Annotated in this window: 13 protein-coding genes; 8 read left to right on the top strand and 5 right to left on the bottom strand. The window is 76.2% G+C overall.

Features of this window, described 5'->3' with window-relative positions; all coding sequences use genetic code 11:
- On the bottom strand, nucleotides 1-2695 hold a 2695-nt coding region (locus tag KK617_RS13660; protein ID WP_277500627.1), incomplete at its 3' end, for an AAA family ATPase.
- Between the two features lie 59 nt (nucleotides 2696-2754).
- Nucleotides 2755-2877 (bottom strand): hypothetical protein, encoded by a 123-nt coding sequence (locus KK617_RS13665; RefSeq protein WP_277500628.1) that lies wholly within the window; start codon nucleotides 2875-2877, stop codon nucleotides 2755-2757.
- Nucleotides 2878-3075: 198 nt separating this feature from the next.
- Here KK617_RS13665 and KK617_RS13670 point away from each other — a divergent pair, with 198 nt between their 5' ends.
- The gene (locus KK617_RS13670) at nucleotides 3076-3690 is read left to right on the top strand and encodes a nitroreductase family protein (RefSeq protein WP_277500629.1); all 615 of its coding nucleotides are present in this window, start codon (nucleotides 3076-3078) and stop codon (nucleotides 3688-3690) included.
- A 27-nt stretch (nucleotides 3691-3717) separates the two neighbouring features.
- Here the strand turns inward: KK617_RS13670 and KK617_RS13675 are convergent, their stop codons facing one another.
- The 3 genes from KK617_RS13675 to KK617_RS13685 all read right to left on the bottom strand — a co-directional run bounded on the left by KK617_RS13675 (nucleotide 3718) and on the right by KK617_RS13685 (nucleotide 6158).
- Nucleotides 3718-4113, bottom strand: coding sequence for a hypothetical protein (locus tag KK617_RS13675; protein WP_277500630.1), 396 nt, complete (start codon nucleotides 4111-4113; stop codon nucleotides 3718-3720).
- The gene (locus KK617_RS13680) at nucleotides 4110-5870 is read right to left on the bottom strand and encodes a DUF4135 domain-containing protein (RefSeq protein WP_277500632.1); all 1761 of its coding nucleotides are present in this window, start codon (nucleotides 5868-5870) and stop codon (nucleotides 4110-4112) included. The genes KK617_RS13675 and KK617_RS13680 overlap by 4 nt, the downstream gene beginning before the upstream one ends.
- Before the next feature lie 78 nt (nucleotides 5871-5948).
- Nucleotides 5949-6158, bottom strand: coding sequence for a hypothetical protein (locus tag KK617_RS13685; RefSeq protein WP_277500633.1), 210 nt, complete (start codon nucleotides 6156-6158; stop codon nucleotides 5949-5951).
- A gap of 249 nt (nucleotides 6159-6407) precedes the next feature.
- Between KK617_RS13685 and KK617_RS13690 the strand changes: the two genes are divergently transcribed.
- The 7 genes from KK617_RS13690 to KK617_RS13720 all read left to right on the top strand — a co-directional run bounded on the left by KK617_RS13690 (nucleotide 6408) and on the right by KK617_RS13720 (nucleotide 15156).
- Nucleotides 6408-7718, top strand: coding sequence for a histidine kinase (locus KK617_RS13690; protein ID WP_277500634.1), 1311 nt, complete (start codon nucleotides 6408-6410; stop codon nucleotides 7716-7718).
- A complete protein-coding gene (locus tag KK617_RS13695; protein WP_277500635.1) occupies nucleotides 7715-8416 on the top strand; it encodes a response regulator transcription factor in 702 nt (233 codons plus the stop codon). Before KK617_RS13690 ends, KK617_RS13695 begins: the two co-directional genes overlap by 4 nt.
- 160 nt (nucleotides 8417-8576) lie before the next feature.
- Nucleotides 8577-9266: a hypothetical protein gene (locus tag KK617_RS13700; RefSeq protein WP_277500636.1), complete on the top strand. Its 690-nt coding sequence runs from the start codon at nucleotides 8577-8579 to the stop codon at nucleotides 9264-9266.
- Between the two features lie 249 nt (nucleotides 9267-9515).
- Entirely contained in the window at nucleotides 9516-9674 is a 159-nt protein-coding gene (locus KK617_RS13705) for a plantaricin C family lantibiotic (protein WP_277500637.1), read from the top strand.
- 97 nt (nucleotides 9675-9771) lie between these two features.
- Nucleotides 9772-9936, top strand: coding sequence for a class II lanthipeptide, LchA2/BrtA2 family (locus tag KK617_RS13710; protein WP_277500638.1), 165 nt, complete (start codon nucleotides 9772-9774; stop codon nucleotides 9934-9936).
- 79 nt (nucleotides 9937-10015) lie between these two features.
- Nucleotides 10016-13012 (top strand): type 2 lanthipeptide synthetase LanM, encoded by a 2997-nt coding sequence (lanM, locus tag KK617_RS13715; protein ID WP_277500639.1) that lies wholly within the window; start codon nucleotides 10016-10018, stop codon nucleotides 13010-13012.
- A complete protein-coding gene (locus KK617_RS13720; protein ID WP_277500640.1) occupies nucleotides 13009-15156 on the top strand; it encodes a peptidase domain-containing ABC transporter in 2148 nt (715 codons plus the stop codon). Before lanM ends, KK617_RS13720 begins: the two co-directional genes overlap by 4 nt.
- Nucleotides 15157-15168 lie beyond the last annotated feature (12 nt).

Consider the following 15168-nt stretch of genomic DNA (forward strand, 5'->3'; position numbering starts at 1 on the left):
CCACCTCGCGGGCGGCCGCGGCGTCGCCGGTGGCGCGCAGCACGACGGCGAGCCGGGCCCGCACCTGCGCGAGCAGCGAGGAGTTGCGCGCCGCCTCGGTGGTCTCCTCCGCGCGCCGCCACGCGGCGACGAGCTCGTCCGGGGCGGGCGGGTCGAGGTCGGCCGCCCAACGCCACCGCAGCCACTCCGCACCCAGCCGGGCCGCCCACGCCTCCCCCTCGGGGCCGAAGCCGGTGCCCGACTCGCGCACGTCGGCCAGCACCCGGCGCCCGTCGTCGAGGAGGCGCTCGGCCTCCGGCGCCAGCCGTCCGCGCTCGTCCTCCGTCAGGCCCACCCCGTCGCGGCCCAGCGCCGCGGACGCGAGCACGCCGAGCGCGGTCGCGGCCAGCCGCAGCCGGGCCGGGAAGTGCTCGCGCCAGGTGACCGTCACGCAGGCGACGAGCGCGTCGTACACCTCGAGGGCGGCCGCGGCGTCCCGCTCGTGCTCGGCGACGGTGAGCTCCGCGGTCGCCGCGCTCACCGCGAGCAGGCCCTCCTCCCGCCAGCGCTCGCGCAGGGACCGGGCGCGGGCGAGGGCGTCGGCCTCGCCGCGGGCGGCCGCGACGCGCACCGCCAGGGCGAGCAGCCACGCCTCGCTCAGGGCGGGCGGCGTCTGCCCGGCGACGTCGGTCAGCTCGAGCACGCTGTCCCAGTCGCCCTGGTCGAAGGCGACCGACGCGAGGTGGAAGCGGCAGTCGAAGGCGTAGGGCGCCCACGGCGTGCCGGCCGCGGCCCCCCGTCGTACGCCGCGGGCGAACGCGTCGGCGGCCAGCTGGTGCTCGGCGCGGTCCTGGTGGAGGCGCCCGAGGAAGAAGAGGGCCCGCAGCTCGGCGTCGACGGCACGCGCCGCCCGGGCCCGGCGCACCACGGTCTCCATCGAGGCCCGGACCTCGTCGACCGGCCCGTCGCGCTCCAGGCCCACCAGCGTGGCCAGCGAGTCGCTGGCCAGGCGCGGGAGGTCGTGGCGCTCGGCCAGGCCCAGCGCCTCGAGGGCCACGCGGCGCGCGTCGTCGGGCTCGCCCCACGCGGTGAGCGCCCGGGCGTGGAAGCCCAGCGCCCGCGCCCGCACCGCCACGGGCGCGTCGACGGTCAGCTCGACGGCCTCGCGGGTGTAGCCGAGCACGTCCTCGGTCGTGTCGGCCATGCCGAGCGCGGTCGCGAAGGCCGTCAGCACCTCGCCGCGCACCGCGTCGGGCACGTCGGCCGGCAGGGTCTCCAGCTGCTCGCGGGCCACCGCGGTGGCGCGGGCGACGTGGCCGGCGGCGACGAGCGCGGCGACCGCCCGCGTCACGAGGTCCGCGAGCTCCGTGGCCGCCACGACGACGCCCGGCGCGCCGAGCATCTCGAGCGCGTGCTGGTAGTGCTGCGCGGCCTCGTCGGGCGCGCCGACCCGCATCGCGTCGCCCCCGGCCTCGACGCTGGCACGCACCGCGGTCGTCGGGTCCTGGCCCAGCCGGGCGTGCCGGGCCAGCTCGGCGGCCGTGCCGGCGGCCCGCCCGTCGGCGATCGCCTCGGCGTACGCCGCGTGGAGGCGCACCCGCTCGCCGGGCAGGAGGTCGTCGTACACGGCCTCGCCCAGCAGCGCGTGCCGGAAGACGTAGGAGCCGTCGCTGCGCGGCTCGAGCACGTTCATCTCCACCGCGTGCCGCAGGGCGGCGTCGAGCCGCTCGGGCGCGAGCCCCGAGGCGACGGCCAGCAGCTCGTGGCTGACGCGGCGCCCCGACACCGACGCGACCCGCACGACGCGCGTCGCGTCGTCGTCGAGGCGGTCGAGGCGCACGAGGAGCAGGTCGGCCAGGTCCTCCGGCAGGCCGTCCCCGCCGGCGGCGACGACCAGCTCCTCGGCGAAGAACGCGTTGCCGTCGGCGCGGTCGACGATCGCCGCGATCTCGGCCTCGCTCAGCCGCCCCGCGGGCCGCGAGCGCTGGCGGGCCAGGCCGCGCACGAGGCGGCGCACGTCCGGCGGCGGCAGCGGGTCGACCTGCAGGCGGCGCACGTCGGGCAGCCGGGCCCACTCCGCGACCTGGCGACGCAGCGGGTGCCGGCGGTGCAGGTCGTCGGAGCGGTAGGACACGACGACCGCCACCCGCGCCCCGAAGGGCCGGGTGAAGAGGAAGGAGAGGAGGTCGCGGGTCGCCTGGTCCGCCCAGTGGGCGTCCTCGACCACGACCAGGTACGGCGCGGGCGCGGCCGCCGCCTCGAGCAGCGCGTGCACCGCGGGCAGCAGGTCGCCGCGGGCGAGGCTCGTCGCGTCGTCGGTCTCGCCGGTGCGCATGCGGCGGCCGGGCTGCAGGCGGGCCAGCGCCGGGTGGGTCTCGACGACGGCGGCGACGACCTCGGGGAGGTCGCGCTCGAGCCGGCCGAGGATCTCGGAGAACGGCAGGTAGGGCAGCGCCGAGTCGGCGAAGTCGAGGCAGTGACCGGCGTCGACGCGCCAGCCGTCCGCGACGGCCCGGTCGCGCAGCTCCCGCAGCAGCCGGGTCTTGCCGACACCCGCGTCACCGGCGACGAGCACCGAGGGCGGCAGGTCGTCGGGCGCCGCGTCGCCGGGCGCTGCGGCGACGTCCGGACCGGCAGCGCCGATGCCCAGCCAGGCGCCGAGCTGGTCCAGCTCGGCGCCCCGTCCGACCAGCGCCGAGCCACGGGAGACCACCACGGGTCCCATGATCACCGACGACGGCGCCGGGCGCCGCGTCCGGTCGGGCGGGGAGGGGTTCAGCGGTAGCGGCGGCGACGACGCTCGGCGTCGGGGCGGGTGTCGCGGCGGGGGAGGAAGCGGCGTACCTCCTCGGCGCGGTGGCGGGCCTCGGCGACGAGGTAGTCGGGGGTGGCGAACACGGGGGCCTCCTGCGGGGGCGGGGTCGGTGCGGGTCGGTCGGCTCCCGGCGGGAGCCTGCGCAGCAGGCTCCCGGTCTGAGGTAGCCCCGCACATCGGGCGCGATCCCTAGTCCTCGTCCAGACTCCCCCGCCCACCTCAGGCGAGGTGACCCGGGCCACGCGCGGCCGGCCCGTCGCCGGCCCTGGGACACTGCGGCCATGGAGTTCTCCGAGGTGGTCCGCCGACGCCGGATGGTGCGCCGCTACGCCGACCGGCCCGTCGACCCCGCACTCGTCGACAAGGTGCTCGAGCACGCCACCCGGGCGCCGAGCGCCGGGTTCAGCCAGGGCTGGGCGTTCCTGCGCCTCGACACCCCGGTCGACGTCGCCCGCTTCTGGGAGGTCACCTCACCGGAGCACGCCGACCCCGAGGGCCGCTGGCTCTCGGGGATGCGCACCGCGCCGGTCGTCCTCGTGCCGCTGACGTCGAAGGACGCCTACCTCGACCGCTACGCCGCGCCCGACAAGGGCTGGGCCGACCGCGACGAGGCCCGCTGGCCGGTCCCCTACTGGTACGTCGACGCGGGCATGGCCACGCTGCTCGCGCTCCAGACGGTCGTCGACGAGGGACTGGGTGCCTGCTTCTTCGGCATCACGCCCGAACGCGTCGGCGACTTCCGCGAGGCGTTCGGCGTGCCCGCGTCGTACCAGCCGGTGGGGGCGCTCACCATCGGCCACCGGCACCCCGAGGACACGGGGTCCTCGGGGTCGCCCGCCCGGCGGGAGCGCAAGCCGGTCGCCGACGTGGTGCACCGGGGGTACTGGGGCTCCTGAGCCCCGGCCCGTCGGTCGCGGGCCGGTTCAGGCGTCGACCGCGCGCGCGATCGCGTAGGTCATCGCGACCGCGACGAGCGCGGGCACGGCGACGAGCAGCGGCGCCTCGGCGGCCGCGATGCCGAACCCGATGCTGAGCAGCAGGAGGGCGCCGACGATGCCGGCCCCGACGAGCAGACCGCGCGTGGCCCGGCCGACGCTGCCGCCGCCCCCGGGACGACGCTGCAGGAGCACGGCCACCGCGACGCCGGCGACGAGGCCGACGACGCCGACCGACGACGCGGTCGCGTCGGGCAGCGCGGGGACGGAGACGAGGGCGCCGACCACGAGCGCCAGGACGAGGTGGAGGCCCCGTCGCCCGGCGCCACCGGAGGTGCCCACCTGGCCGCCCACGCGGCCGTCGAGGGTGCTGGAGCTGTTCACTGGACTTCTCCTCTTCTGGGTTGGTCCCCCGCCCCCACGAGCCGGTCCGACGCGGCGGGGGTGCCGCCGGACCAGTGGGCCGTGCAGGCCCGGAGCGTCTCGGTCTGGGCGGCGACGTGCGCCTCGTCGAGGCCGGCGAGCAGGGCCAGCACGTCGTCGTACGGCGTCGCCGCCGCCCGCGCGCCCGTGTCGCGTCCGCGGGCGTCGCGCACCCGGCGGTCGTGCAGGTCGAGCACGAAGGCCGGCACCTCGCCGCCGGTGAGCTGGCGGACCTCGGAGGCCAGCAGCTCGGGGCCGGTCGCGGGCGCCAGCACGGCCAGGCGCGCCAGCACGCGGCGGCGGTCGGCCTCGGCGGCGAACCGCGGGTGCGTGGCCATGCGGAGCAGCAGCGCGTAGCTCATCGTCGGGCGGTGCACGTAGCGGCAGCGTCCCCGGGCGAAGTCGGAGCCCAGCCGCGCCACGACCGCGGCGCGGTGCTCGCGCGCGAAGGTGAGGCAGCGGACGAAGGCGTCGACGAGGGCCTCGGCGTCGGCCGCCGTGCGGTGGCCGCCGCCGGGCACCGTCTCGGGGTCGTCGACCACCACCGGCCCCATCTCCAGACGCAGGTCGTCGCGGCCCGCGCCGCGCACGTGCCAGGCCCGGAAGGGCGAGGTGGAGCCGCGGCGGTAGTCGAGGGCACCGAAGTCGAAGTCGCTGCCCGGGAAGGCCACGCGCAGCAGGCCGGTGGCGGTCACGTCGAGGACGTCGGGGCGGGCGCCGTCGCCGAGCCGCGGGGTGAAGAGCGCCTCGGCGTCGACCACGACCGGACGTCCCTGCGGGTCGGCGAGCAGGTTCTCGTAGTGCACGTCGGTGCCGCGCAGGAGGTGGAGCGCGGCGAGGTGGACGCCGACCATGGCGTGGAAGTCGGGGTGGGGCGCGGCGCCGGGCGCGACGTGCTCCATCCAGCCCGTCCGTGCGCCGCGGTGGAAGGCGGGCCGCGGCAGCTCGAGGCCGGTGGCGCTGCGTCCCAGCCAGGCCGCGAACGCGGCGTACCCCGCCTCGAGGTCCACCGGTCGCGGCTTCACCACCAGGCGCCGGCCGCCGGCGGTGGTGAGGACGAGGACGGTGCGGCCCCCGCCGTGGGCGTCGCCGCCGGGGTCGACGGCCACGACGCGGTCGTCGGGGTCCAGCGCGAGGGACACGCACACGGCGGTCCAGGCGTCCTCGGTCTCCTCGAGGGCGGCGCACAGCGCGTCGAGCCGCTGGGCGGCCAGGCCGCGGGCCCGCGGCAGCAGGTCGGGGTGGCGGGCGTCGACGCGCGCGCGGCCGGCCGGGGACAGCAGGTGGGCCAGGAACGCGGCGTACCGGTCCTCCGGCGTCGCGCCGGGCAGGCGACGGGCGGCGCGGTCCTCGGCCAGGAGGGCCACCAGCGGGCGCACGACCTGCTCGGCGACCGCGGACCGGGCCACCCCGGCCGCGGTGGCGACGACGCGCTCGCGGTCGGCCACGACCGTCAGCGCGTCCAGGCGCTCGGCCGCCCGCGCCACCAGCGGGGCGGCGACGGCCGCGACGAAGGCCCCGAGCACGCCGTCGTCGGGGGTGGAGCACCGGTCCGGGGTCTCCCGAGACCCGACCCCGGACCGGTCGCCGGGTGCCCCGGACCCCGGGTCCGGGGGCAGGTCGGAGGGCAGCGCGTCGGCCCACGCCAGCAGGTCGCCGACCGCCTGCTCGTCGCCGAGCTCGGGGAGCACGCGCGTCCACGTCGCCAGGTCGTCCACCGCGCTCCCCTCCCTCCTCGTCGATCTGTGCTGCGGTCGTCCGCGGTCCCCCCGCGCCCGCGGCCCGCAGCCGCGGCCTCAGAGCCGGGGCAGCAGGACCGTGTCGTGCTTCGAGGTGAGGCAGTGCACCGTCGAGATGCTCGGCATCGTGCCGAGGCTCGCGAGCTGCTCGCCGACGGCCTGCTCGAACAGCTCGTCCTCGATGCTGCCGACGACGTCCTCCAGCGGGTCGCGGACGACGTCCTCGGACGGACGGGCGGTCGGGGTCTGCTGCAGCGCGGTGGTCATCGTTCGTCCCTCCGGTGGTGCGGACCGTCCCGGTGACGGCCCGAGCTCGTCCCTCGACGGTAGGAGCGCGGCGCCCCCGCGGGCATCGGTCGCCGGGGGGATCCGCCGGCGCCGGGATCTCCCCCGCGCGGGGGAGGCGCGGACCTGCGAGGACGGGTACGACGAGACTGTTTTCGACCCCCCGGGGCGGGGAAGGGAGTCCGCCGGCCCACCCGACGGGGGCCGGGACCGACGGGGAGGGGGACCGGGGTGCTGCGGGCACTGCAACGCCTGTACGGCGTCGACCAGGGGTGGACGCGACCGGTGGACGTCCGCAACGCGCTGACGGTCGACCCGGTGCTGGCGCTCGCCCTGGCCGTCGGCGCGATGCTGTCGGTCGAGACGACGCGCAGCCTCGGCACGCTGGACGACTCGGCGCTGGGCCTGCTCGGCACCTACCTCTGGATCGTGCTGCCGGTGCTCACGCTGGCGCTGCGCCGCGTCGCGCCGCTCTTCGTGCTGACCCTGGCGATCTGCCACTACGTCGCCACCGCGGTGGCGGTGCCCGAGGTGTCGGCCGTGTTCGCGCTGCAGGTCTACTACTTCTTCACCCTCTTCAGCGCCGTCGCCTGGTCGGCGCACCGCACCGGAGCGCTGGTGATGACCGTCGTCATGGCGCTCGCGACCGTCTTCTGGGTCCTCTCCGAGGTGCTGCTGCACGACGTGCTCGACCTGCTGCGCACGCTGCCGGAGGTCGGGTCCATCTCGCCGCCCGTGGCCGCGATGGCCCAGGCCGGCATCTCCGCCCTCACCTTCTTCCTCGCCTCGTCCCTCGGGGGCACGGCCGCGTGGTGGTCCGCCCGGCGCGAGGCCCAGGCCCGCGACCGGGGCGTCACGATCGCCGAGCAGGCCGACCGGCTGCGCCAGCGCTCCGTCACCGAGGAGCGGCTGCGCATCGCGCGCGAGCTGCACGACGTCATCGGGCACCACGTCGCGCTCATCGGCATCCAGACCGCGGCGGCCCGCGCCGTCCTGCGCTCCTCCCCCGACCAGGCCGCCGACGCGATGCTGACGGTCGAGGAGATCTCCCGGGGCGCGACGAGCGACCTGCGCCTGCTCCTCAACACCCTCCGCGTGCAGAACGCGGCGGAGGAGGAGGTCGTGCGCGGCGACCTGACGGCCCTGCCCGACCTGCTCGCGACGTACCAGACCCTCGGCCTCGACGTCGACTACGCCCCCGCCGGCGACGTGCGGACCGTCCCGCCCGCGGCGGCGCTGGCGGCGTACCGGGTCGTGCAGGAGGCGCTCACCAACGTGGCCCGGCACTCGCGGGCCCGGTGCGCGCGGGTGGACCTGGCGGTCGACGGCGGTGCCGGGCCGGGTGCCGGTCGCCTCGACCTGCGGGTGAGCGACCCGGGCCCGGCGCGCAGCGAGCCGACCTCGGGGTCGCAGATGGGCGTGGTGGGGATGCGCGAGCGGGTGCTGCTGCACGGCGGCGACCTGGAGGTCGGACCGAGCGACGAAGGGGGGTTCGTGGTGGCGGCACACCTGCGGTGGGACGACGCCACGGCACACGCATGAGCGACACACCGACGACATCCACCGGGCCCGTGCGGGTGCTGCTGGTGGACGACCAGAAGCTCGTGCGCGCCGGGTTCGCGCTGCTCTTCAGCGTCGACCAGCGGCTCACCGTGGTCGGTGAGGCCGCGGACGGCGAGGCGGCCGTCGCCGCCGTCGCCGAGCTGGCGCCCGACATCGTGCTGATGGACATCGAGATGCCCCGCCTCAACGGCATCGAGGCCACCCGGCGGATCGCCGCCACGAGCGACGCCAAGGTGCTGATGCTGACCACCTTCGGCGACGAGGAGCGCGTGCTCGCCTGCCTCCAGGCCGGCGCCGTCGGCTTCCTGCTGAAGAACACGGACCCCGCCCACCTCACCGACGCGGTGCTGGCCACCGCCGCCGGCCACAGCCTCCTGGCCCCCGAGGTCACCCGCCCGGTCATCACGCGCGGGCTGGAGCGCTCGAGCACCGACCAGGTCGCCATCTCCCCCGCCAACCAGGCGGCGCTCGACCAGCTGACCGAGCGCGAGCGCGAGGTGCTGCGCCACGTCGCGCACGGCCGCTCCAACAGCGAGATCGCCGCGGAGCTCTTCGTGGGGCCCGCGACGGTCAAGACCCACGTGTCGGCGTGCCTGGCCAAGCTGCAGCTGGTGAACCGCGTGCAGCTCGTCGTCTTCGCCTTCGAGTCGGGGTTCATGGCCGCCGGCTCGGACTGAACGGCCGCCGGCCCGCAGAGCGGCCGGCGGCCCGGATCTCCGTCGCGCGGCCGATGCGCCGCCCGCCTCCCCCTGCCTAGGTTCGAGGGCCACCACCGTCGGCCCACCCGGTCGCCGGGCCCGCCGACCCAGAGGGGAGCGGCCGCCAGCGGCCGACAACGTGCACCCGACCCGCATCCAGGTCCGCGCCACGACCGGACCCGCGACGACCCCGTCCCTCGAGGACGAGCTGGTCGCGGCGGGCCCTGCCGTGGCGGCCGACCCGGGGCGGGCGCCGGCGGAGGTACGCCGCTGGCTGCGGACGCTCTGGGCCGTGGGCGCCTGGCTGCGCGGCCGCCACGACGCGGTCGCCGACGCCACCTCGCCGGCACCCCCCGCGCCCGAGCGCCCCACCTGGACGCGGCCCGCGGCGCTGCCCGCGCCGTACCGGGTCTCGCTGGAGCACTGGGCGGACGCCCTCGCCGCCGGCGGCACCGCACTGCAGGGCCCCCTCGGCCTCGACCGGCTGCACGCGCAGCCCTCCGGTGTCGTGCTCGTGCGCGTCACCGCCCACCTCCTGGGTGACCCGGCCGCGGACGTCGGCGGCGTGGTCGGCGACCTCGCGCGGCTGCAGTGGTACGTCGAGGCCGCGGGCCGCCCGGCGGGCACCCTGCAGCGCCTGACGGCCGCGTTCACCACCGGCTACCGCGGCCTGCCGCCCGACGCCCGGCTCGACGAGTCCGCCCTGCGGCGGGCGGTCGCGCTCCGCGTCGGGCACCGCGCCGGCGAGCCCGCTCCCCCGCCCGGCGGGGACGACGGCGCGGCCCCCGTGCGGGCCCTCGTCGAGCGGGCCTGGCTGCTCGAGGACTGAGCGGCGGAGACGGGGCGACCCGGCCTCCCCCGCGCGGCGGAGACAGGGCCCGTGTCCACCCCCCGCAGGGCCCAGAAATCCCCCGCGACACCTCGCCCGCGCGGCCGATGTGCGTCCCCCCACGGGTTGGCAGGTTGGTGCTCACCACAAGGCATCCGGAAGCAGCGAGCAAGAGCAGGACCTCATCCAGCCGATCGCCCGGAGACGCGTGGATCCATCACCCACACATCCCTCGGAAGGGGAAACCTCATGAAGAGCATCGACTGGATCGAGGAGATCGACGAGCAGTCGTTCGACAACGAGGTGTTCGGCGCCTGCACGACGAACACGTTCTCCCTCAGCGACGCCTACGGCAACACCGGCGGCTGGTGCACCCTCTCGCAGGAGTGCATGGCCTGGTGCCCCTGAGCGGCCCGCACCACCCGCTCCACCACCAGCAGGACCGCACCACCGGCACCACCCGTCCACCACATCCAGCACTCCCAGCACGGAAGGAACAGCCACGATGAAGAAGAACCTGGAGCTCGGCCGCTACACCGACGAGGAGCTCGTCGAGCTGACCGAGGGCGACGCGCAGGGCGGCGGCACGCCGACCGTCGTGATCAGCGTGATCTCGGCCTACGTGTCGACGAACAGCTGCCCCACCACGTCCTGCACGGACGAGTGCTGAGGCACCTCGCCCGCCCGTGAGCCGCCGGCACCAGCCGCCGCGACCGCCCCACCCACCAGCCGACGCCGAGAGGGCCGCCATGTCTGCCACGTTCTACCCCGAGCTGACCTCGAGCGAGGTCGACGAGATCATCGAGCCGCTGGCGGACCTGCGGCTGGACCTGCGCGACGAGCACGTCCTCGACGCGCTGCCGCCCCGGCGCCTGCCCCTCGACTCCTTCGGCGAGGGTGCCGAGACCTACACGTTCGCCCGCATCAGCGAGGCCGTCTCCGCGCACGTCTACACCACGCTGTGGGACCCCGACCTCGACGTGCACCTCGCCGACCCCGCCGCCTTCCGCGCGCAGGTCGAGCTCGTGCTCGTCCGCGACTTCTTCGACCTGGCGGTCCGGCCGCTGGCCGACCTCCTGGTGCCCCGCGAGGGCGTCGACTCGGCCGAGGCCTACCGCCGCTTCTGCGCCGAGCAGCTCGCCTACCGCCTCCGCCCGCTCGCCCTCGCCCACCCGGTGACCTGGTCGCGCGTCGGCACCCGCCTCGAGCGCCGCATGGCGGCCGTCGCCGAGACGGTGCGCCGCGTCGTGGCCGACGCCGACGACGTGCACCGCCACCTCGGCGTCGCCCCCGCCCGCATCGCGGGCCTCAGCCTCGCGGGCGACACGCACGCCAGCGGCCGGTCGGTCTCCGTGGTCACCCTCGAGGGCGGCGTCCGGGTGGTCTACAAGCCCCGCCCCGTCGACGCCGAGGCCGCGTACGCCGACCTCGCCCGCCGCTGGAACGCGCTGGTCGGCACCGACCTGCAGGCCGCGTCCGTGCTGGCCCGCGACGGCTACGGGTACGTCGAGTTCGTCGAGGCCACCCCGGGCGCCGAGCCCGACCTCGACGCGATCGGCGAGCTCGCGGCGGTGCTCTACGCGCTCAACGCCCGCGACATGCACTTCGAGAACATCCTGGCCACCGCGCGGGGACCGGTGCCCGTCGACCTCGAGACCCTCCTGCACCCGCAGCGCCACAAGGCCCGCGGCCTCGTCGAGACCGACCTCTCGGCGTACCGGAAGATGGACACCTCGGTCTTCGCGATGGGCGTGCTGCCGATGGTGATGGCCCGCGCGGACCGCGACGGCTACGTCGACGTCGGGTTCCTCGGCGGCGGCGAGGCGCGCGGCTCCGGCCCGTTCCGCCGCTTCGCGGTCGAGCACCCGTTCCGCGCCGAGGTGCGCGTGCACTGGGACGGTCGTCGCGCCCCCGAGCCGCAGCGCCGCGAGGAGCTGCCGCGCGACGCGCAGCGCCGCACCATCGACGCGATCACCGCGATGACCGACGGCTTCGCCCGCGCCTACGCGCAGGTGCTCGCCCACCGCGAGGAGTTCCGGGCGCTCGTCGTCGAGCTCTTCGGCACCGCCCGCCTGCGCTACGTGCACAACGCGACGGTGCAGTACGAGCAGTGCCTGCGCACCCTCACCGGCGCCGCGACCGGCGCCGACCCGCGCCTCGCCGCGAGCCTGCTCAAGCGCATCGCCATCGCGAGCCGCGGCGCCGACCACCGCCTCGTCGCCTCCGAGTGCACCCAGATGTGGGACACCGACGTGCCCTACCTCCTCGTGCGCGCCGACCAGAGCCACCTGACCGCGGCCCACGACCCCACGCCCGTCGCCGACCTCGTGGCCAGCCCGCTGGCCCAGCAGCAGCGCAAGCTCGACCGGCTCGGCGAGCGCGACCTGGCCGAGCAGCTGCAGCTCATCCGCATCGCCCTGAGCGCCAAGCTGCCCGACCCGCACGGCATGTACGACGCCGCCGCCGTCTTCGCGCCCGCCGCGCCGGCTGCCCCGGCCGCCCCGGCCGCCCGTCGTACGACGGACCGCGGCGCCCTGCGCGACCTCGCCGCCCGCCTCGCCCACGAGATCGCGGACGAGCAGGTCGAGGACCGCTACCCGCACCTGCCCCACACGTGGGTCGGACCGGTCGCGTCGTCGGACTCCGAGCGCCCCTGGCCCCCCGGCGTGCTGGGCTACGACCTCTACACGGGGCGCACGGGGCCGGCCACGACGCTGGCCGCTGCGGGCGTCGTGCTCGGCGAGGAGCGGTTCGTCGCCGCCGCCCGCCACGTGTTCGACCCGGTGGCGCGCATCCTGGCGGCCAACTCCTACGAGTCCCGCAGCCTCGCGGCCGCCGGGCAGGGCGCCTACAACGGCTTCGCCGGCGCCACCTGGGGCATCTGGCAGGCGGGCCGCCTGCTGGACGACCCCGCGCTGCTCGACGCCGCCCGCACGGCCCACGCGCTCGTGCCCACCGGTGACGTGCACGACGGCTGGTTCGACGTCGTCGCCGGCGGTGTGGGCCGCTGGCTCGTGCTCGGCGACGACGCCGTCACCGGCCCCGAGGGACCGGGCGGCCGCGCGCCCGACCAGGTCGCCGAGGCCGTGCTGCACGCGCTCGGCACCGACCTGCCGGGCCGGCTCGCCGCCTCGGGTCTCGCCCACGGCGTCTCCGGCCTGCTGCTGCTGGCGGCCCGCGCGCTGGCCGCGACCGGCCACGAGCCGGCCCGGGACCTGGCGGTGCGCTGCCACGACGAGCTGCTGAGCGGGTTCCGCACCGCGGGGCAGGACGCGGCGTTCCCCCTGCGCACCAACCGCGCCGGCGTCGAGAACCACACGGACAGCTGGTGCAACGGCTCGGCGGGCACGCTCGTCGCGCTCGCCGAGGCGGTGCGCGTCGGCGCCCTGCCCGCCGGCGTGCTCGAGGCCCCGCTCGCCGGGATCCGGGCGAGCAGGGTCGCCACCTCCCTCACGCTGTGCCACGGCGCGCTGGGGCTGCGCGACGCGCTCGGCCTCGTCGGCGCCGCCGCGCCCGGCACCCCGGCCGCCGCGGAGGCCGACCGGCTCCGCGGCGACCTCGACAGCTACCTGGGCGCCGACCTCGTCGAGCGGCGCCTGGCCGACCCGCTCATCCGCTACAACCAGAGCCCGGGGCTGATGACCGGTCGCGCCGGCGTGCTGTGGCACCTGCTCGACCGGGTGGAGCCGGGTGTGCTCGCCTCGCCGCTGGCCTTCGCGCGCGGCATCACCGGGGCGACGGCGTGAGCGCCGCCGGCCTGGCGCTGCCGCGGCTGCGGCACCGCGTCCCCACCACGCTGCAGGTCACGCAGACCGAGTGCGGCCTCGCGGTCGCCCGCTCGGCGCTCGCCCACCACGGCCGCGAGCTGTCGATGACCCGGCTGCGGGAGGTGCTCGAGCCGGGCCGCGACGGCCTCGGCATGCGCCAGATCAAGGCGGTGCTGGAGAGCCAGGGCATGGAGTGCTCGATGCTGCGGGTGCGGCACGTCGACGGGCTGAACGCCCTCGAGGGCCCCTTCATCGCGCACTGGAAGGGCTACCACTTCGTCGTCGTCGAGTCGGTCGACCGCCGCGGCGCCGTGCTGATGGACCCGATGGTCGGCCGCGTGCGGGTGCCCCGCGACGAGCTGGAGCGCGACTTCTCCGAGTTCGTGCTGACCTTCGCGCCCGGCCCGGCGTTCACTCCCGAGCGGCGGCCGTTCGCCGCCGCGTGGCGCGGCAAGCCGCTGTGGCCCGAGGCCTCCGCCGGCGGGTTCGCGCTGCTCGGGCTGATGAGCGTCGTGGCGTTCGGCTTCACCTTCGCCATCCCGGTGCTCACCAAGGAGCTCGTCGACGAGATCGTGCAGCCCGGCTCCGGCCTGGGCGCCGCGCTCGGCACCGTCGCGATCCTCGCCGTCGGGTTCGCGCTCGTGCAGGTGGTCCGCACGTACGCCGCGACCGCGCTCGTCTGCCGTGTGTCCTGGCAGCTGCTCGAGCGGGCGTTCTCCCACCTGCTGCGGCTGCCGCTGCGCTACTTCATGGTCCGCCCGCCGGGCGAGCTGATGTACCGCCTCAACAGCCTCAACCAGGTGCGCGACATCATCGCGACCCGCCTCATGCAGGGCGCCATCGACCTGCTGACCTCGATCGTGCTGGTCGGCTACGTCTTCTGGGTCTCCCCGCAGCTCGGCGCCGTCGTGCTCGGCTGCTACCTCGTCGTGGTCGTGCTGCTGGCCGCCAGCCAGAAGCTGGTGCGCAGCGCGACCGACGACGAGGTCCACCACGCCGGCAAGGTGCAGAGCATCCAGCTCGACGCCACCGTCTCGGTCGCCAACCTCAAGATCGGCGGCTACACCGAGACGTTCCTCGACGAGTGGCGCGACAGCTACCGCTCCATGCTGGCCGCGATGCGCCGCCGCATGCGGGTGCAGCAGGGCTGGATCGGCTCGACCGTCGCCACCATCCAGGCGCTCGGCCCCCTGACCGTCATGCTCATCAGCCTCTCGTGGGTGCAGGCCGGCACCATCACGCTCGGCGAGGCCGTCTCGGTGCAGGGCGTCGCCGCCCTCGTCTTCGGCCTGGGCCTCGCGGTCTACCAGGGGCTGATGGAGATCACCGTCGCCTCGCGCTACCTCGAACGCTCCGAGGACATCTACGACTACGCCCCCGAGGCCGACCCCGGCACCCGCGAGCGGCTGCCCCACGCCGGCATCACCCTCGACGGCATCGGCTACCGCTACACCGACCACTCCCCCGACGTCCTCACCGACGTCTCGCTGGAGATCGCCCCGGGCGCCAAGGTCGCCCTCGTCGGCGAGTCGGGGTCGGGCAAGACCACGCTGGGCAAGATCCTCTGCAGCCTCTACGCCCCCACCTCCGGCGGGGTCCGGTACGGCGGGGTGCCCCGCGAGGAGCTCTCCCTGGCGGCCCTGCGCAGCAAAGTGGGCTACATCCCGCAGGAGGGCTACCTCCACAACAAGACGGTGGCGGAGAACCTGGTGCTCGGCACCGACCTGACCGAGGAGGACGCCATCGCGGCCTGCCGCGCGCTGCCCTTCATGGGCTTCGTCGACGGCCTCCCGATGGGCTACCACACGGTGGTCTCGGAGATGGGCACGAACTTCTCCGGCGGCCAGCGCCAGCGGGTCGCGATCGCCAAGGCACTCCTGCGCCGCCCCCGCATCCTCGTGCTCGACGAGGCGACCTCCGCGCTCGACAACGAGAACCAGCGCCTGGTGCACGAGGCCATCGCGGAGATGAGCTGCACGCAGGTCGTCATCGCCCACCGGCTCTCCACCGTCGTCGACGCCGACCAGATCGTCCTGCTCGAGGACGGTCGGGTCACCGAGGTCGGCACCCACCTGGACCTGACCGCCCGGGACGGCGCGTACGCGCGCATGTTCCTCAGCTGAGGAGGCACCCGC

The sequence above is a fragment of the Nocardioides sp. ChNu-99 genome (assembly GCF_029493445.1).
Classification (GTDB): domain Bacteria; phylum Actinomycetota; class Actinomycetes; order Propionibacteriales; family Nocardioidaceae; genus Nocardioides.

Coding starts and splice junctions, on each gene's coding strand:
- KK617_RS13670 (WP_277500629.1), top strand. CDS start 3,076: ATGGAGTTCTCCGAGGTGGTCCGCCGACGCCGGATGGTGCGCCGCTAC.
- KK617_RS13685 (WP_277500633.1), bottom strand. CDS start 6,158: ATGACCACCGCGCTGCAGCAGACCCCGACCGCCCGTCCGTCCGAGGAC.
- KK617_RS13710 (WP_277500638.1), top strand. CDS start 9,772: ATGAAGAAGAACCTGGAGCTCGGCCGCTACACCGACGAGGAGCTCGTC.
- KK617_RS13705 (WP_277500637.1), top strand. CDS start 9,516: ATGAAGAGCATCGACTGGATCGAGGAGATCGACGAGCAGTCGTTCGAC.
- lanM (WP_277500639.1), top strand. CDS start 10,016: ATGTCTGCCACGTTCTACCCCGAGCTGACCTCGAGCGAGGTCGACGAG.
- KK617_RS13695 (WP_277500635.1), top strand. CDS start 7,715: ATGAGCGACACACCGACGACATCCACCGGGCCCGTGCGGGTGCTGCTG.